The sequence below is a fragment of the Corynebacterium tuberculostearicum genome (assembly GCF_046097465.1).
GTDB classification, from domain to species: Bacteria; Actinomycetota; Actinomycetes; order Mycobacteriales; family Mycobacteriaceae; genus Corynebacterium; species Corynebacterium tuberculostearicum_I.
Window position 1 is genome coordinate 1,796,093 of the sequence record NZ_CP175799.1, and the last position, 18,313, is coordinate 1,814,405.

At 62.9% G+C, this 18,313-nt stretch carries 17 protein-coding genes; 9 read left to right on the forward strand and 8 right to left on the reverse strand.

Annotated elements, in window-relative coordinates:
* Positions 1-54: 54 nt before the first annotated feature.
* Positions 55-3,627, reverse strand: a complete 3,573-nt coding sequence (gene dnaE / locus ACKFRX_RS08540) for a DNA polymerase III subunit alpha (protein WP_408919818.1) — start codon at positions 3,625-3,627, stop codon at positions 55-57.
* A 45-nt stretch (positions 3,628-3,672) separates the two neighbouring features.
* Between dnaE and rarD the strand changes: the two genes are divergently transcribed.
* Entirely contained in the window at positions 3,673-4,524 is an 852-nt protein-coding gene (gene rarD / locus ACKFRX_RS08545; protein ID WP_408928277.1) for an EamA family transporter RarD, read from the forward strand.
* On the opposite strand, the gene ACKFRX_RS08550 is transcribed toward rarD, so the two are convergent.
* The 5 genes from ACKFRX_RS08550 to lspA are packed head-to-tail and all read right to left on the reverse strand — an operon-like array spanning position 4,511 to position 7,834.
* Positions 4,511-4,780 (reverse strand): permease, encoded by a 270-nt coding sequence (locus ACKFRX_RS08550; RefSeq protein WP_200435451.1) that lies wholly within the window; start codon positions 4,778-4,780, stop codon positions 4,511-4,513. The two genes, rarD and ACKFRX_RS08550, sit on opposite strands and share 14 nt — an antisense overlap.
* 9 nt (positions 4,781-4,789) lie before the next feature.
* Positions 4,790-5,830: an HNH endonuclease signature motif containing protein gene (locus ACKFRX_RS08555; protein WP_408919816.1), complete on the reverse strand. Its 1,041-nt coding sequence runs from the start codon at positions 5,828-5,830 to the stop codon at positions 4,790-4,792.
* A 60-nt stretch (positions 5,831-5,890) separates the two neighbouring features.
* Positions 5,891-6,427 (reverse strand): hypothetical protein, encoded by a 537-nt coding sequence (locus ACKFRX_RS08560; protein ID WP_040425205.1) that lies wholly within the window; start codon positions 6,425-6,427, stop codon positions 5,891-5,893.
* A complete protein-coding gene (locus tag ACKFRX_RS08565; protein ID WP_005328870.1) occupies positions 6,424-7,350 on the reverse strand; it encodes an RluA family pseudouridine synthase in 927 nt (308 codons plus the stop codon). The genes ACKFRX_RS08560 and ACKFRX_RS08565 overlap by 4 nt, the downstream gene beginning before the upstream one ends.
* Positions 7,343-7,834, reverse strand: coding sequence for a signal peptidase II (gene lspA, locus ACKFRX_RS08570; protein ID WP_394371979.1), 492 nt, complete (start codon positions 7,832-7,834; stop codon positions 7,343-7,345). The genes ACKFRX_RS08565 and lspA overlap by 8 nt, the downstream gene beginning before the upstream one ends.
* 41 nt (positions 7,835-7,875) lie before the next feature.
* Here lspA and ACKFRX_RS08575 point away from each other — a divergent pair, with 41 nt between their 5' ends.
* On the forward strand, positions 7,876-8,817 hold the full coding sequence (locus ACKFRX_RS08575) for a hypothetical protein (protein WP_408922520.1): 942 nt from the start codon (positions 7,876-7,878) through the stop codon (positions 8,815-8,817).
* Here ACKFRX_RS08575 and ACKFRX_RS08580 read toward each other — a convergent pair whose 3' ends face one another.
* Complete coding sequence (locus ACKFRX_RS08580; protein ID WP_049377625.1) at positions 8,818-9,468, reverse strand: hypothetical protein; 651 nt, start codon at positions 9,466-9,468, stop codon at positions 8,818-8,820.
* A gap of 108 nt (positions 9,469-9,576) precedes the next feature.
* Between ACKFRX_RS08580 and ACKFRX_RS08585 the strand changes: the two genes are divergently transcribed.
* Positions 9,577-10,470 (forward strand): asparaginase, encoded by an 894-nt coding sequence (locus ACKFRX_RS08585; protein WP_408927664.1) that lies wholly within the window; start codon positions 9,577-9,579, stop codon positions 10,468-10,470.
* Here the strand turns inward: ACKFRX_RS08585 and ACKFRX_RS08590 are convergent.
* Entirely contained in the window at positions 10,467-11,855 is a 1,389-nt protein-coding gene (locus ACKFRX_RS08590) for a DNA polymerase IV (protein ID WP_408919813.1), read from the reverse strand. The two genes, ACKFRX_RS08585 and ACKFRX_RS08590, sit on opposite strands and share 4 nt — an antisense overlap.
* Before the next feature lie 158 nt (positions 11,856-12,013).
* Here ACKFRX_RS08590 and ACKFRX_RS08595 point away from each other — a divergent pair, with 158 nt between their 5' ends.
* From ACKFRX_RS08595 to ACKFRX_RS08620, 6 genes are all read left to right on the forward strand, one after another.
* Entirely contained in the window at positions 12,014-12,994 is a 981-nt protein-coding gene (locus tag ACKFRX_RS08595; protein WP_408919812.1) for an ABC transporter ATP-binding protein, read from the forward strand.
* A 9-nt stretch (positions 12,995-13,003) separates the two neighbouring features.
* Positions 13,004-14,065: an ABC transporter substrate-binding protein gene (locus tag ACKFRX_RS08600; protein WP_408919811.1), complete on the forward strand. Its 1,062-nt coding sequence runs from the start codon at positions 13,004-13,006 to the stop codon at positions 14,063-14,065.
* A 3-nt stretch (positions 14,066-14,068) separates the two neighbouring features.
* A complete protein-coding gene (locus tag ACKFRX_RS08605) occupies positions 14,069-15,733 on the forward strand; it encodes an ABC transporter permease (protein ID WP_408919810.1) in 1,665 nt (554 codons plus the stop codon).
* Positions 15,723-16,346 (forward strand): metallophosphoesterase, encoded by a 624-nt coding sequence (locus ACKFRX_RS08610; protein ID WP_005328896.1) that lies wholly within the window; start codon positions 15,723-15,725, stop codon positions 16,344-16,346. Before ACKFRX_RS08605 ends, ACKFRX_RS08610 begins: the two co-directional genes overlap by 11 nt.
* A 65-nt stretch (positions 16,347-16,411) precedes the next feature.
* Positions 16,412-17,056: a GntR family transcriptional regulator gene (locus ACKFRX_RS08615; RefSeq protein WP_005324538.1), complete on the forward strand. Its 645-nt coding sequence runs from the start codon at positions 16,412-16,414 to the stop codon at positions 17,054-17,056.
* On the forward strand, positions 17,053-18,285 hold the full coding sequence (locus ACKFRX_RS08620) for an MFS transporter (protein WP_284820170.1): 1,233 nt from the start codon (positions 17,053-17,055) through the stop codon (positions 18,283-18,285). The genes ACKFRX_RS08615 and ACKFRX_RS08620 overlap by 4 nt, the downstream gene beginning before the upstream one ends.
* Positions 18,286-18,313 lie beyond the last annotated feature (28 nt).

Sequence of the window (18,313 nt, forward strand, 5' to 3'; positions counted from 1 at the left end):
ATAGACTGTGCTGTCTAGATTAGTGGAGGGCGCCTGCGTCCGCAGAGTTTAAATTCAGCCTAATATGCCCGCGCCCATGGTGGCCTTGAGGTCGCCCATGAGGTTGCCAGATCGCTCCACGCGCAGGTGGTCGCCGAGGATCATGGTGGTGGACTCGGAGCCGTCGACAAGCTCGAGATACACGTCCGACTCGCCCTGGTTTTTGAGCAGAACCTGCTTGAGCCGGGCAATGTTTTCCATGGTGCACTGGTCCGTGCGCATGGTCAGGCGCAGCGGCAGGCCGGCGCCGCCGCCCGGGCCCAGCTCCGGCACGCGGATATCGGAGCAGAACAGCGAACGGCGCTCATCGCGCACCTTGACGTTGACACGCGCGAGGATGATATTGTCCTCCACGATCTGCGGGGCGACGAGCGAGTACACCTTGTTGAAGACCAGGATTTCCACCTGCGCGCCGTTGTGGTCTTCCACCGTGACAATGGCCCACGGCGAGCCATCACGCTTAGAGAAGCGACGGTCCACGCCCGAAATGATGCCGCCGATGATGAGCTCTTGGCCGTTATGCACCTCGTCGTTGAGGATCTTGGTCAGCGGGGTATCCGTCTGCGCGGCCAGCGCCTCCTCGAAGCCATCGAGTGGGTGGCCGGAAACATATAGACCCAGCATTTCGCGCTCGAGGGCGAGCTCGTGTTTGCGATCCCAGTTGTCTTCTGGAATGTCCAAGGCAAAAGCGTTGGAAGCCGCGTCGTCCTCTCCCCCGCCAATTCCAGCGAAGAGATCGAACTGTCCCTTATCCGCGGCCTTCTTGGTGGTTTGCACCGCATCCACCGCGTCCTCGTGGATGAGCATGAGGCCCTTGCGCGGGTGGTTCAAGTCATCGAAGGCGCCGGCCTTAATCAGCGCTTCTGTCACGCGCTTGGTGCAGGCGGTGAGCTCGATCTTGTCCAGGTAATCGCTAAAGGAGGTAAACGCGCCCTTGTCGTGGCGGGATTTGATGATGGATTCCACCACTTCCGAGCCGACGTTGCGGATAGCGCCCATGCCGAAGCGGATATCCTCTCCCACCGCCTGGAAGTCCTCCTCGGACTCGTTGACGGACGGCGGCAGCACCTTGATGCCCAGGTGGCGGCAGTCCGATAGGTAGATGGCGGACTTATCTTTCTTATCGCCCACCGAGGTCAACAACGCGGCCATGTACTCCGGTGCATAGTAGGCCTTGAGGTAGGCCGTCCAGAAGGACACCAAGCCGTAGCCCGCGGCGTGGGACTTGTTAAACGCGTAGGACGCGAAGGGCTCGATGGTGCCCCACAGCGCGTCCATGGCGGACTTGGAGTAGCCATTTTCTTGCATGCCGCCCCAGAACTTGTCGTACTGCTGGGCCAGCACCTCGGGCTTCTTCTTACCCATTGCCTTACGGAAGCCATCTGCCTCGCCGGCCGTGTAGTTGGCGACCTTCTGCGAGATACGCATGATCTGCTCCTGGTAGACGATGAGACCATAGGTCTCATCCAGGATTTCCTTGAGCGGCTCTTCCAACTCCGGGTGAATCGGAGTGATTTCCTTACGGCCGTTCTTGCGGTCCGCGTAGTCCCAGTGGGCGTTCACACCCATCGGGCCCGGGCGGTAGAGCGCAAGGGAGGCCACAATATCCTTAAAGCCGGTCGGCTTCATGCGCTTGAGCAGCTCCTGCATGCCGCCGGAGTCGAGCTGGAAGACGCCCAGCGTATCGCCGCGCGAGAGCAGGTCATAGACCTTGGAGACCTTGGGGTCGTCGGCATGCAGCTGCTCCAAGTGGATTTCTTCGCCGCGGTTGCGCTTGATGTTTTCAATCGCATCGCCGATTACGGTGAGGTTGCGCAGGCCCAAAAAGTCCATCTTCAGCAGGCCGATGGCCTCGCAGGCCGGGTAATCCCAGCCGGTGATATAAGCGCCGTCGGCCGGGCGCTTCCACATAGGAATGTGGTCCATGAGCCGGACCGAAGCCATAATCACCGCACAGGCGTGCACGCCCGCCTGCCTGACGACGCCCTCCAAGCCCCGCGCCGTGTCATAGATCTTTTTCACATCCGGGTCGGATTCCACCATCTGGCGGACCTCGGCGGCCTCTGAGTAGCGCTCGTGGTCCGGGTCCGTGATGCCCTTAAGCGGAATGTCCTTGGCCATGATGGCCGGCGGCAGCGCGCCGTTGATGCGGTCGGCCATCTGGAAGCCGGGCTGGCCAAAGTGCACCTTGGCCGAGTCCTTAATGGCCTGCTTAGTCTTCACCGTGCCGAAGGTAATAACCTGCGCCACCTTGTCCTCGCCCCAGCGCTCGGCCGCATAGGTGATCATTTCACCGCGACGGCGGTCGTCGAAGTCGATATCGATATCGGGTGCGGACGGGCGTTCTGGGTTCAAGAATCGCTCGAAGAGGAGATCGTGCTCCAGCGGGTCGATATTGGTAATGGTCAGCGCGTAAGCGACGAGCGCACCGGCCGCCGAGCCACGGCCCGGCCCCACACGAATGCCCACGGAGCGCGCGTGCTTAATAAGCTCGGCCACGATGAGGAAGTAGGACGGGTAGCCCTTCATCTCAATAACGGAGATCTCATACTTGGCGCGCTCGATATACTCCTCCGGAACATCCTGGCCGGGGAAGCGCTCCTGCAGGCCCTCCATCACCTCGTGGGTGAGCCAGGAGGTTGGGGTATGGCCCTCGGGGACGTCGGCAATAGGCATGCGATCGTGGGTGTGTTCTTCCCAGATCTCGCCGTAGTCTTGCACGCGCTCGGCAATCCACAGGGTGTTATCGCAGCCATCTGGAATCATATCGTCCCAGGTCTCGCGCATCTGCGCGGCCGACTTAATGTAGTAGCCGGTGCCGCCGAACTTGAAGCGGTCCGGGTCCATGAAAGTCTTGCCGGTCTGCACGCACAGCATCGCCTCGTGCGCCGGCGCCTGGGACTCCAGCACGTAGTGGCAGTCATTGGTCACCAGCGGGGGCAGGTCTAGCTTGCGGCCGATTTCTAGCAGGCCATCGCGCGTGCGCTTTTCGATGTCCAGTCCATGGTCCATCAACTCCAAAAAGAAGTTGTCCTTGCCGTAGATGTCCTGCCACATGGCCGCGGCCTCCAGCGCTTCGTTGAATTGGCCCAGGCGCAGGCGGGTCTGGACGTCGCCGGAGGGGCAACCGGTGGTGGCGATGATGCCGTCTGCGTGCTCGGCGATGAGCTCGGCGTCCATGCGCGGCCACTTGCCCAACTGGCCTTCGTAGGAAGCCAGCGAGGACAAGGTAAAGAGGTTGCGCAGGCCGGTGGCATTCTCCGCGATCATCGTTTGGTGGAGGTAGGCACCGGACGCGGAGACGTCGTCGCGCTTTTGATCTGGAGTGCCCCACAGCACGCGCTTCTTATTGAAGCGAGATTCGGGCGCCATATACGCCTCGATGCCGATGATGGGCTTGACACCGGCACCGGTCATGCGGCGGTAGAAGGCATCAGAGCCATACATGTTGCCGTGGTCGGTCATGCCGACGGCCGGCATCTCCTGGCGAACCACCTCGTCGGCCAGCATATCGACCTTGGCCATGCCGTCCAGCATGGAAAACTCGGTGTGGTTGTGCAGGTGGACGAAGGAGGAGTTTTTGGCCATGCGGCTCATCATAGCGGGGCGGTCAAAATGGGCTATTATTTTGTGATGCTCTACACGCTCGCCGCCTACATCATGTGGGGATTTTTCCCCGCGTTCTTCCCCCTGTTGCTGCCGGCATCGCCGCTGGAAATCTTGGCTCACCGCGTGTTGTGGACCGCGGTGCTGGTCACGGGATTTTTGCTCCTCAGCGGCCGGTGGCGCGAAATGGCGCGCATGGACAAGCGCACGTGGGGTTGGCTTGCGGCCGCGGGTGTATTCATCACGGTCAATTGGGGCACCTACGTGGTGGCGATTAATAGCAACCACGTGGCCGATGCGGCGCTGGGATATTTCATCAATCCCCTGGTGTCGGTCGCCCTCGGCATGGTGTTTTTGAAGGAGCGGCTGCGGCCGTGGCAGGCCGGCGCGGTGGGCGTTGCGGCCATCGCGGTGCTGTACTTGACGTTCTTTACCGGCCAGGCGCCATACATTTCGCTGCTGCTGGCCTTCAGCTTCGGCTTTTATGGGCTGCTCAAAAAGCAGGTCCGGGTATCCTCGGCCGTCTCGGTCGCGGCGGAGGCGCTCGTGATGTCACCGCTGGCGGTGGGCTACATCCTGTGGCTAGAAACAAGCGGCCAGGGCACATTCGCCAGCGAGGGAGTCGGCCACGCGCTGCTTTTGGTCAGCGCCGGCTTGATTACCGCGCTGCCGCTCCTCTGCTTTGCGGAGGGCGCACGGACACTGCGCTTATCGACGATCGGCATGCTCCAATACCTCACCCCCATCATGCAGATGCTGTGGGCACTCTTTGTCACCCACGAGCACTTTTCGACGCACCGCTGGATCGGCTTCGGCATCATCGGTGTGGCGGTGGTGATTTACGTCGCCGACTTGGTGCGCATGGCTAGGAGCGCTTAAGTTCCTCGCGAGCGGCGCGGGCGCGGCGACGCGCCGCCTGTTCCTCTTCTGCCCGCAGCGCCCAACGCGGCATCACCACGACGAGAAAAATGCCATAGGCACATACGATCCCGGAAAACACCAGCGTCATCGAGGTGCCGCCGGTGACAAGGCCGATGAAAAGCGCGATGCCGGAAACCACCACCGCGACCCACGCGGCGATATAGCCAAATTTGTAGTTGGGCATCCACTGCGAAAAGGGCTGGCGCGAGGACATAGGTCTAGTCTACGCGGTGGTCGTATTCGTGGGCCCGGTATCGACGAGGTCCGGTGGGGGCGGATCCCAAGGGTTAACCCAGCGAACGCCGCGGGCCGTGCGCTCGAAGCGGCCATTGCGCGGCGGGCCGGTGCGGTGGTCGTCATTGCGACCATTGTGATAGGCGCAGGCGGTGGTGAGGTTCTTCGCATTGGTCCACCCGCCGCCGGCCCAGCTGAAAATGTGGTGGACCTGGCACTCATCGGCAGGCTTATTGCATCCCTTGACCGGGCAAGTGGGATTTTCCGCCGCGGCCATCATGAACTGCTTCCAGGTGGCCCCACGGCGCATGCGGTACAAGTTCACTGGGCCCTCTACGGGGTGGAGCAGGGTGACAAATCCCTCCTCGGCAAGCGCACGCTGGGCCAATTCAGCACCCGTAACCTGCGCGCCATTGGTCATGGTCAGCACCACATCGTCGCTGCCATGGGCCACGCCAACCAACTTATCCAGTGGCACCACAACGTTGGTGCGCACGGTTGCGGCGGCGCCGGTACCGCTGCGGAAGAGGGAGGCGACGTCGGCAAGCGAGCCGGCATGCTGGTGCAACTCGGCGATGAGTGCGGACGGCCCAGTGATGGACAGCGTCCAGGGTTTGCCGGCGGCGCGGCGCCGCAACCGCACCCCCGGCTTGGGTTCGCGCGGCGCGCGCATCTCACGCAGCTTCTTGCGGGCACGCCTTTCCATCTCCCGCGTATCGCACGCGATATGGGTGAGCTCGGCGCGCAGGGCCCAGGCGCGGGCTTGCGTGGGCGCGCGCCGGGCATGCTTTTCGATGACCGCCAGCGTCGGCAGCGAATGCCGGTTGCGGCGGGCCCCGTCCACCGCGCGGCGTTGGCGGCGGCGAAAGCTGGTGGTCCCGAAGTAGACCTGCGCGAGCTGCGCAATAGTGTCAGCCGTGGCATCGGGCATGCCGGCGGCGGTAAGGTCCGCGGCGGAGGCGTCGGCGGCCTCGGCGAGGAGGTCCATCGCCGAGTTGAGCGCCGCGATATAAGCCCGAATGTGTTCCATGCCCTCGATGCTAAAAGCGCTGGGCGGCCACCGCGCGCCACAGGTCCCAGGAGGGCGATATTAGCTGGGAGGGCGGATGGCGAAGCTGCCCCAGGCGGCGTCCGCGGGTGCGGGTTCGACGGCGGCGACGGAGGGGGTGGAGGCGACGTCGGCAAGCTGCGCGCCCGACCCCCACACCACGGCGGCGCTCACCGCGGAGGGGCGCTGGCCATAGGAGGCATCGATGCGGTCGAAGGCGCGTTGGATGACAGCGGCGCGGTCCTCGCCGGCGGTGGGTTCGGGGACGTCAATGGGGGCGGTGGAGCCGATAAGGATGGCATCCATGCGCGGGGCGGCGGCGACGGCGGCCGCGGCGGCTACGGGTGGCAAATCCTCGTCGAAGGTAACAAGGGCGTAGGCAGGCGCGTCCGGAATGTCGCTACCGGATACGCGCGCAATATACTCCGCGCGCGTCTCGCCATCCGGGCCGAGCTGATCGCCTTGTACTTGCGAAGAGGCCTGGGTCCCTAGGGCGCCAAAAAGCGCGAGCGCGGCCAAGAAAAGCACCGCAAGCACCGCCAGGGCCGCTAGCCGACGCCGCCGGTAGACCTTCCTCATCCCCGCAGAACCTCCAAAGCGTGCTCGAGATCGGCCGGGTACGGCGCTTCAATCTCGAACCACTTGCCGGTGCCGGGGTGGGTAAAGCCGAGCTTTACCGCGTGCAGCCATTGACGCTGAAGCCCAAGGCGCTTAGCCAAGTTGGGATCCGAGCCGTACATTGGGTCGCCCACGCACGGGTGGCCGGTGGCGGACATGTGCACGCGAATCTGGTGGGTGCGGCCGGTCTCTAGGTGCACCTCGATGAGGCTGGCCTCGCGGAAGGCCTCGATGAGGCTGTAATGGGTGACGGCCGCTTTGCCGTCGTCAAGCACGGCGAATTTCCAGCCCGACTTGGGGTGGCGGCCGATGGGCGCATCAACGGTGCCCTCGATGGGATCCGGCAGCCCCTGCACCACGGCGTGGTAGGTCTTTTTCACGCTGCGGTACTTAAAGGCGTGCTTGAGCGCGGAATAGGCGCGCTCCGAGGAAGCCACGACCATCACGCCTGACGTGCCCACATCGAGGCGGTGCACGATGCCCTTGCGCTCGGTCGGCCCGGACGAAGCCACGGTATAACCGGCCGCGCGCAGCCCACCAATCACCGTCGGCCCGTCCCACCCCACGCTGGGGTGCGCGGCCACGCCCACCGGCTTATGCACGCAGATGATATCGGCATCGTTGTAAAGCACGTCCATGCCCTCGACCAGCTCTTCGCGCGGCAGCAACGGCTTTTCTGGCTCCGGCAAAAGCACGGAGACCACGTTGCCGGAAGTCAATCGCTCGGATTTGCCCAGCTCTTGGGAATCGATGGTCACACTGCCCTCGGCGCACAGCTGCGCGGTGGCGCTGCGGGAAAGGCCAAGGAGCTTGGCCAGGGCGGCGTCGGCACGCATGCCTTCTAGGCCTTCAGGAATGGGGAAGCTGCGCATCTGCCTATTCATGCTCGGCCTTCCTTTCCTCCAGCACCATGGCGATAATGAACAGCACCACGCCGCAGGTAATGGCCGCGTCCGCAATATTGAACACGGCGAAAGAGCCGACCGAAATAAAGTCCACCACGTGCCCGAACCAGAAGCCGGGGGCGCGGAAGATGCGGTCAGCGAAATTACCCAACGCACCACCGGCGATGAGCGCTAGGCCCACCGCCTGGCCGGAGTGGGTAATGCGCGGGGCGGCAATGGCCACGCCGAGCACAAAGACCAGCTGGATAGTGGTAAAAAGCCACGTCGATCCCTCCCCGCCCATGGAAAAGGCCGCGCCAGGGTTAAAAAGCAGGGTAAACCGGAACCAATCCCCAATGACCGGCAGGGGCTCGCCCTCCGTAAGGATGGAGAGCATTATTTGTTTCACGGCTTGGTCCACCAGCGCCACGGCGATGACGACCGCGGCGATAAGTCCTGTCTTGCTCCTTCGTTTTTGACTCACCCGCTCTATTCTAAACGGGAGCGTCCGGTATTTTGGTAAGCGTGTTTCGAGTCAAAGTTTTTGCAGCCCTGACCACAGCCGCCGTAGCGCTTACGGCGTGTTCCTATGAAAAGCCGGAACCCGCGGTAGAACAGCCCGTGGGCCTGACTATCGACGCCCCACGCGTCACCGTGGACAATCCCGGCACCGGGGAGAAAAAGCTCCTGGAATACCGCGATATCGACTCCACGCAGGACGTGAACTACCGCGTTACCGAGGGTTTTTCGCAGGACCTGCTCAAAAAGTCAGCGGCCGAGAAGTTTCAGGCCTCCGACGTCGAATCCACCACCACTACCCTGCCGCTATCGGCCAAGGTAGATAAGGCTAGCGAGGACGTTGAAGATCAGCTGCCCGCCACCCGCAATGCGTTCGTCACGGCCGGTGCGCCGGAAACTTCTGGCGACACCGACGTCTCTTCGGCCGAGGGATTTCAATTTGGCTGGCGAGGCCAAAATACCGGCCAGATGAATTCCTTGCGCCTTGCCGCACCCCAGGAGGCCACGGATGAAGCCCGTGGCTCCGTGGAACAGGCAATTATGAAGCTGACGGCCCTGCCCGTGGTTTTCCCCACCGAGGAGGTAGGCAAGGGAGCGAGCTGGACGGTGGATTCGCGCGTTACCGGCGAGTCCACCCTGCTGCAGACCACGCGCTATACGGTCGCTTCCATCGAGGGTGACCAGGTCAAGCTCAACGTGGAGGTGGAGCAGCGGCCGTCGCTAGGCGCGCTGTCCTTTGAGGGCCAGGCCCAGGGCACGGAGTTGGAGGACAAGGAGCTCAAGGTTGTGGACTCCAGCACCCAATCCAAGGGCAACATCACGGTAGACCTGGGCAAGCCGCTGCCCGTGGGCGGTGACGTGTCTTTCGACACGAAGGTCATTTATGGCGCCGCCGGCTCGGAGCTGCGCGTGGTGCAGTCGAGCCTGACGGAGCTGAACTTTTCCTAATTACTCGGCCGGGGCTTCTACGGGGGCCTCAGCTGGGGCTTGCTCGGCGCCGGCAGCCGGGGCGTCGCCTTCAGCCGGGGCAGCGTCGCCCTCGGCCGGTGCCGGGGCGGGTGCAGAGGCACCGGCGCCGGTATCCGCGCACATCTCCGGAACCTGCTCCGGCGGCACGGTGTTTTGGATGAGCGTGCAAGCCCAGGCCTTAGAAAGCTTCCAGGTGCCGTCTTCGTAAACGAATTCCACCTGGTCAGCGGTCTGCTGCTGGCCGTCAGCGGTGGTGAAGTTCACGGTGGTCAGCACGGACTGCGGGTCATAGCCCGGAAGTACGGGATCGACGACCTCGAACTCGGCGCCGGATTCCTGCTTGGACTGTGCCATGGTGTCAAAGATTTCCGGTGCGGTCTCGCCGCCCTGCACGGTGGCGGTCTTTTCCTGCTCAGAGGCGTTCGGATCAGTGGCCTTGGCCAAGATGGCGTTGAGGTCCGCCGGGGACGGCAGCGCTGGGGCGGCGGAATCGCCGTCGGAAGAGGCGGATTCCTGCGCCTCGGTGTTGGTGGCGGCGGTATCGTCCTGCTCGTCGTCGGAAGAGCAGGCGGCCAGGGCGGTGGCCGCGGTCAGTGCGAGGCACGCGGCGCTAAACTTGCGGAATTTCACTTCTAACTCCTCACGTCTGGGTTCTAAACTCCCATCAGTTTACAGCTGCACCAGCCTTTTCCGGGCTGCGCCCGCCGCGTGGGCGGAGATTTCTTTAACCTTGAGTGCATGACCCGACTTGCTTTGATAGCCACCGGTGGCACGATCGCTTGCACCACCGTGGCCGATGGTTCCTTGGTTCCCACCGTCTCTGGCGCGGACCTTGCCGCTGAAATCGACGCCGAGGTAGTGGAGTTTCGCCAGCTCGACTCCTCCTCTATTACTTTGGCGGACCTCGATGAGCTCATTGCGGTGGTCAATGAGCACACCGCGCGCGAGGACATCGGTGGCGTGATCATCACCCATGGCACCGACTCCATGGAGGAAACCGCGCTGGCGTTGGAGATTTTCTGCGCAGGGGCAAAGCCCATCGTGCTTACTGGAGCGCAGCGCGCCTACGATCACCCCGCGGCCGACGGCCCCACCAATCTGCGGGCTGCCCGCGAGCTAGCGGCCAGCGGGCACCCTGGGGTTTTCCTCTGCTTCGGCGGCGAGACCATCCCGGCGCGCGGTGCGCGTAAGCGGCACACCAGTGACCTGCGTGGGTTTGAGTCGCTGCCCGTTCCTGGCACCACCCCGCGATTGAATCCTGCCCCGCTGGCGTCGCAGCATATCGAGATCATCCCCGCCTATCCGGGAGCGGGGCGCCTGCTGGTCGACGCCGCCGTAAACTCCCCTGCCTCCGGTCTCATTGTGGAGGCCATGGGCTCGGGAAATATGGGCGAGGAGATGGGCCGCGCGCTTGCCGACGCCCTCCACGCCGGCCTCCCCGTCATCATTTCTACCCGCACCCCCTATGGCCCGACGGCGCTGGCTTACGGTGGCGACGGCGGTGGCGCGAGCCTGGGCAAACGTGGTGCCATCAACGCCGGATGGTTCCGCCCGAGCCAAGCGCGAATCCTGCTCGCGGCGGCGCTGGCCACCGACACCGATCCGGCGGAGCTTTTTGCCCAGGAGGGCTAGCCCTCGCTGGTCAGCCAGTCTTGCCAATCCAGTGAGTCGAGCGGGTCTGCTGGCACGAGCGCGGGATCGTCGGCCGCGAAGGATTTGGTGCGCCCGGGCCCCGTGGCGCGGGTTTCAAAGCGCACGCTGACCACCCCGTGGCCGGCGCCTTGAATCCAACCGTGGCCGTAATCGGGGTGGAAAACGTCTTGCGTGGCGTGCCACTGGTTATCGGTTTCTTTTTCCACCGTCACCGTCGGCGCTGGCATGGCCGGTGTTGCGTCGTCGCTCACCCCAGTTTCATAGTCCGTATCCGCCGGTGCAGGGCGCACGATTTCGCGGTCGAGCTCCGGAAAGAGCACGTCTTGGCGAGCGGCCTCCAGGCCGGAATAGCTCACCCCTACCAGGCGGATGGGCCCCAGCTCATCGGGGTAGCGGGCAAGCTTGAAGGCGGCGGCGGTGAGCACGGCGGCGTCGTCAGTCGCGTAGGGCAAGGTGGTCGAGCGCGATTCGATATGAAAATCCGCCATGCGCAGCTTTACCGTTACGGTGCGCGCGCCGCGCCCGTCCTTAAGCAGCCGGCGGTGCGCGCCCTCCGCCGCGCGAGTGATGGCTGCATCGACCTCAGGGGCGGTCTGCAGGTCTTTCGGATAGGTGTGCTCAGTAGAAATCTGCTTAGAAATAGCACGCGGCGCCACCTCACGGTCATCGATGCCACGGGCTAGCTGCCACAGCTGCAGCCCCACCACGCTGCCGATGGAAATCTCTACTTCCTTGCGCGTCATCGCCGCAAGCTGCCCAATGGTTTCTACGCCGATGGACTTGAGCTTCGCACCAGTCACCGGTCCGACTCCCCACAGCTTGTTCACCGCAAGGGGGTGCAGCATATCTAGCTGGCGCTCCGCCGGGATAACAAAGGTGCCATCAGGCTTCGCTTCGCCCGATCCAATCTTGGCAAATTGCTTGCCCGATCCCGCCCCAATGGAGCACGGCAGACCCGTTTCCTCCCGAATGAGCGCGCGCAGCTCATCCGCCCAGCGCTTGACCTCCTCCGGGCTCGCCCCTTCCAGGGCGGCGGGTTCCATAAAGGCCTCATCGATGGAAAGTTGCTCGATGACCTCCACGTGTTGCGCGATGATGCCAAATACGCGGCGCGAGGCCGCCGAATACACCGCCCGGCGCGGCTGCACTACCACCGCGCGAAGTCCAACAAGCTGCTGCGCGCGGTACATCGGCATGGCCGAATGCGCACCGTACACGCGCGCCTCATAGGAGGCGCCAGCCACCACGCCGCGCCCACTGGTACCACCCACCAAGACGGGACGCCCCTGCAGGGTAGGCCGGGTCAGCTGCTCGACGGAGGCGAAAAACGCGTCCATGTCGATGTGTAGAACCCAGCGTTGCATGCGGACCAGTCTAATAGGCGCGCTCACGGGTGCACTCCTGGGTGTTTGCGTGCCGTTAATTAAAGCTTTTATTTCTTTCCATCTCCACGTCACCCACATGCAATATTACGGCCTTATCTTTTTCGAGGTTATTTCTTGAAGAAAGTATTTCGCTGATTATGAACTCACCCCACGTCATCTTGCGCGGCGTTAAACGCGAATTCGCCGATAATACGGGCCTCCACGAGACCGATCTGAGCATCAACCGCGGTGAATTCGTCTCTATTCTCGGACCTTCCGGCTGCGGCAAGTCCACCCTGCTGCGTTGCATAGCCGGATTAGAAACGCCTGACGCGGGAACCATCTCCTTCGGAGAGATGGAGGTATTTGGTCCACGAACCAACGTGGCCGTCAATAAGCGCCGGCTGTCGATGGTCTTCCAGGACCTCGCACTATGGCCGCACATGACGGTGGAAAAGAACATCGAGTTTCCGCTGACCACCCCAGGCAATAAGGTGGCAGCAGGCCAGCGGGCCGAGAAGGTCCGCGCCTGCATGGACATGGTGGGCATCGCTTCCAAGGCGAAGGCGCGGCCGAACCAACTTTCCGGTGGCCAACAGCAACGCGTCGCCATCGCCCGTGCGCTGGTTTCGAATCCGGACCTCCTGCTCATGGATGAGCCACTGTCCGCCCTCGACGCCGCGCTGCGCGTGCAAATCCGCGCAGAGCTCACCCAGCTGGCACAGGAGCTGGGGCTGACGGTCATCTACGTCACGCACGACCAAGCCGAGGCACTTGCCATGTCGGATCGCGTCGTGGTTATGAATCAAGGCCACATCGAACAATTCGCGGACCCGGTCACCCTTTACGAACAGCCGGCCACCGATTTCATCGCTGGCTTTGTAGGCACCATGAACCGCCACCCACAGCTGCCCAGCGTACGTCCAGAAAATCTCACCGTCACCACTGCGGAGGAGGACACCGGCGCCTCCCCGCGCCGGGTCGAGGCGCAGGTTCTTGGCGCTCACTACATCGGTGGGCGCTACGAGTTGCGCTGCGACGTCCCCGGGGCGGAGGAACCCTGGGTGACGTATTCACCGCATCGCTTCACTCGCGGCGAGACCGTCTACCTCAACTATCCATCTTCTCTTTCTGCATAGGAGCCACACATGTTTACCAAGAAGTTCACCGCCACCATCGCCACCACCGCTGCTGGTGCGCTCGCCTTGACCGGTTGCGGATCCGTCGAGGACAGCGCCGATACCACCACCGACCAGTCCACCTCTTCTGCCGAAAAGTGGCAGGCACCTGAAGGCCTGTCCGGCGAGGTGGATTACTACTCGGCTAACCCGCAGGGGCTTACCGACGCCCTCGTGGAGGCCTTCGAAGAAAAGACCGACGTCCACGTCAATGTTTTTGCCGATACCACCGGCAAGATCACCGCCAAGCTCAAGGCCGAGGAAGCCAACCCGCAGGCTGACGTGGTCTACCTCGCCTCCTGGGCGGCAGCTAGCAAGCAGGAAAAGTCCGGCGCCCTTGAAAAGTACACGCCGGAGGGAGCGGACAAGATTGAGTCCAAGTGGGCGTCGGAAAGCGGGGCGTTTACCGGCCGCGATGGTTCGGCCCTAGCGCTGGTAACCAACACCAACGTCGTGGACGAGGCCCCGAAGGACTGGGAGGACCTCACCGATGAGAAGTACAAAGACCAAATCATCATGCCGGACCCGCGCGAATCCGGTACCGCAGCCGACCTCATCGCGGCCATGGTGGACCAATGGGGCGAGGAGAAGACCTGGGCTCTCTTTGACAAGCTCTTTGACAACGGCATGATCGTCCAAGGCGCCAATGGCCCAGCGCTGGACCAGGTCACCTCCGGTTCGCGCGGCATTGTCCTCGGCGGCGTGGACTACTCCGCATACTCCGCGCAGAAGAAGGGCGAGCCGCTCGAGGTCGCCATTCCTACTTCCGGTACCACGGTCACCCCGCGCCCAGTCATGATCCTCAAGTCCTCCGATAACAAGGAAGCCGCAGAGGCCTTCGTGGACTTCATGTTCTCCGATGAGGCGCAGGAGATCTCGGCCTCCAAGAACATGATCCCGGCCAATAAGGACATCGCTCCAAAGAATGGCCCGAAGCTGGATGAGATTAAGACCCTCAACGATGACCTCGATGGCTTGGTTTCTCAGTCCAAGGACATCAAGGAAACCTTTGCCAAGCGCTACCTGAAGTAACCGATGAGCTCCACCACCACTCCCCAACGTCGCCTTGGGATCTACGGGGTCCTTCTCATCTTGCTCGCCCTCGTCGCCGCGCCGCTAGCCTCCGTGCTGGTCAACGCGGCCGTGGGCTACCACGATGAGCCCTCAGCCCTAGGCAGCATTATCCAACCGGACATGCTGCACATCCTTGGCAATACCGTCCTGCTCTCCGTGCTGGTCGTGGCTTTTGCCACGCTCATGGCCGCGCCGCTCGCCTTCCTCCGTTCGTGGACGCGGTTTAGCAGGGCCAATTGGATCGAGATCGTCATCATGATCCCGTTTATGACCCCACCCTTTGCGGCAGCGATGGCGTGGATGGATTTCACCCGCCGCGGTGGTGTGGCCGAGATGCTGCTCGGCCACGGCGCCGGCAAACTCGCCCACGATGCCATCTACTCGGTGTGGGGCATGGCCTTCATCATGGCCGCGGAACTTTTCCCTTTCCTATATCTCATCCTGCGCACCTGCCTCAATTCCATTCCAGCATCCACGCTGGAAATGGCACAGATAGCCGGCGCGAGCCGCTGGCAACAGGCCGTGCGCATCATCGCCCCGAATGTTGTTGGGCCCTATTCCCTCGGCGCGCTGATTATCTTCATTAAGGCCGCCGGCGAGTTTGGCACCCCAGTCACGCTTGGCAACGCCATTGGCTACAAGGTGCTCGTCTCCTCCATCTATGAAGACGTCACCATCGACCCCCTCGATTTTTCCAGCGCCGCTGCCTCCTCGTCGGTGCTCTTTGCCATCGGCGTGGCCGCCTGGGCTTTCCAACAGTGGATTTCACGCCGCGACCTCTCCGGCGGTGGCCGAGTAAGCCGCCCCGTACGTATCCGCCTCGGCTCGGTCGGCACCGTCTTCGGCGCTGTGGTGACCGCAACAATCTTCATGGCCGCGGTGGTCATCCCCTACCTGTCCATCACCTTGGCCGCGATGACCATTCTCCGCTCGGCCCCGCCTACGCCTAATAACCTGACCTTCGATTACTTTTCCATCGTTGTGCAGATGCCCACCGCTCAAGAGGCACTTGTTCGCTCCATCGGACTAGGCGCCCTTGGCGCGACTACCGCGGTTGCTCTCGGCGTCCTCGTCACGGTGCTCACCCGCCGCCAAAGCACCATTGCCGCAAAATTCAGCGATTTCTTGGCCATCGCCCCCGACACCGTTCCCGGCATTGTCCTGGCCATTGGATTTATTTTGCTGTGGAACTCTCCCTGGCTGCCATGGTCGCCCTACGGCACTATGGGCATGCTAGTTATGGCCTTCACCGTGCTCTTTTTGCCCATGGCCATTCAAAACATCAAGGCTTCAGCCGAGTCCGTCTCCCCTACCGTCTACGAGGCCGCTGCAATTTCCGGCTCCTCCACTCTGCATACCTTTGGGCGCATTACCCTGCCCTTGCTTGCCCCTGGCATCTTCGCTGGCTGGCTCCTCGCCTTCTTCGTAGGCATCCGCGAGCTGGTCATGTCCTCACTCATTCGCCCGAGCCAAGTCAACCTCTTGGCTCCGTGGATCATGAACCAATTCGATCAAGGCCACCGTGCCGAGGCCATGGCCATGACGCTCATCGGCGTCGGAACCTCCACCGTTGTCTTGGTAGCTATCACCTGGTGGCAAAACCGAAAGGCCGCACATGCCCGCTAGCATTTTTGTCTTTGCCGATCTGCACCTAGGCCGCCCGGGCGCCCCTGGGCTGGACTGGGCCCTGCAAGAACTCGAAGTTGCCGCCAATAGTGGAGCCACGGCGTGCGTATGCTTGGGCGATATCATTGACCGCAACGCTGAGGCGTCCGAATTCGTGCCCCAGGCCCGCGCCGTAATGGCCCACGCTGCCACACTGTTCGGCGAGGTCCACTTCATTTCCGGCAACCACGATACCCACCACAATCTGGACTTCCCGCCCGAGGTCACGGTCCACGGCACGCAGGTGCACTCCTTTCGCATAGGAAACACCACGGTTCTAACCGCAGCGGTGGCCACCGATCCGGACCCGCGCCGACTCCAGCTTCCGCCGCGCCCGAGCGACGGCCCCGTCCTCGGCCTCCTACATTCTTCCGTCACCGGTGAGTTTTCTAAAGGCACCTGCCTGCCGCTTTCCGTGGCTGAGCTACAGGCCAGCGAGGCCGATGCCTGGATCCTTGGGCACGTCCACACCCCGCACACGCTTGCCGACGCCCCCTTCATCGGCTGGGTCGGCATGGGCCACGGCTTACTCTTCCACCCCGATACGTGCCACGTCACACGTTTGCCTAGCTAGATCCGTTCCCCACAAAGTGCCACCACACACTTGCTTGCATGCAAGCTTGCATGCAAGATGGATGCATGTCCAATGAACGAATGCAGCCCGCCGCGGAGCGCGCCTATGACTTCGTCAAAGAGAAGATCATTGACGGCTCCTTCGAGCCCTCGCAGATGCTTTCCGAGGCCTCCCTGGCTACCGAAATGGGAATTAGCCGCACCCCGATGCACGAGGCTTTCCTGCGCCTAGAGGTCGAAGGCTTTCTACAGCTCTACCCCAGGCGGGGTGCGCTCATCGTGCCGATCAGCCCGCAGGAAATCCGCGAGGTTTATGAGGCACGCTTGCTCGTGGATAGGCACTGTGCTGAAAAGATCTGCGCAATGTCTGATGCCGAGCGCGCGGACATCGCTGATCAGCTAGATGCGACCATCGCGGAGCAGGACACTGCGTTGGATGGCGCAGACCTGCATGCCTATACGCACCTAGATGCACGTTTCCACCAGATCATCATGGATGGCGGTGCCAATAGCCTGCTGGCCGGGCTGGGACACCAGCTGCGCGAACGCCAGCAGCGTTTTACCGCCACGGCCATTGGCCGCAACGTGGCCCGCGCCCGCACCTTCGTGGATCAGCACCGCACGCTTGCCGATGCCCTCCGCACCGGCGACCTCGACGCCTACCTTTCCGCATTGGACACCCACCTAACCAACTCGAGGAATCAACTATGACCGAAAAGTTTGCCAAACACTCATGGTTTCCCGTCGCTGGCAGCATGGTCGCTGTCGCGTGGGGCGGCAATGAGTTCACCCCTCTCCTAGTCATGTACCGCGAGGAGTCACACTTCTCGCAGGTCACCGTCAATGGCCTCTTGGCCGCCTACGTGCTCGGCATCGTGCCTGCGCTGCTGATTTCTGGCCCGCTTTCGGACTACATTGGCCGCCGCCCCACGATGCTGCCTGCCGCGCCACTATCGCTGCTCGGTTCCTTCCTTCTGTCCATCGCACCGAACGAGCCACTCGTCATCGCCGTGGGCCGCATCATGTGCGGCTTGGCTTTGGGCATCGTCATGGCGGTCGGCTCCACGTGGGTGGCAGAGCTCATCACCCGCGCCGGCGGCGATCCCGCTGCCGGCCCGCGCCACGCCTCGATGTGTCTGACCTTAGGCTTCCTCATCGGCGCCGGCCTCGCATCGGTGCTGGCCCAGTGGGGTCCGTGGCCGACCCACTTGGCGTATATCCTGCACATCCTCCTCACCGTTGCTACCGCTATCTGGCTGATGAAGACCCCGGAAACCCGCCCGCCGCGTGGCGCTACGGTAAAAGACACCTTCCTTGACTTAAGCATCCGCGACATGCTGCGCATGCTGCACATTCCCTCCGCAGCACACCGCCGCTTCGTGCGCATTGTTCTGCCGGTCGCACCGTGGGTCTTCGGCTGCGCTGGCGCCGCCTATGCCCTCCTGCCCCAGCTTTTGTCCAAGTCCGCCGGCGATGCCCCCATCGCTTTCTCCGGCCTGATGACCGTTATCACCTTGGGCTGCGGCGTCGGCATCCAGATGCTCGGCAAGGTTATCGATACCAGCCGCTCGGCCCGCGCATCCGCAGTCGCCATGGGCGTTATCACCGTGGGCACCATCCTCGGCGCGGTTGCCTCTCATACTCGGTCGCTGCCGCTCGGCATCGCCGGTGCCGCTGTCATGGGTGCAGGCTACGGCCTCGCCCTTGTCGCCGGTCTCTCCGAGGTCCAGCGCATCGCCCGCGCCGAAGAACTCGCCGGCCTCACCGCCGTGTACTACTCGGTCTCCTATACCGGCTTCTTTATCCCCATGGCCTTCAGCGCACTCGCGCCGCTGCTCGGCTTTACCACCCTATTCCTCATTGGCGCCGTGCTTGCACTGTGCTGCCTCGTTAACGTGGTCCTCGGTTGGCGCGCTCACCTGCCCGGCCCGGTCCGTTAAGTCCTATCACTCATAAAAATTGCCCAGC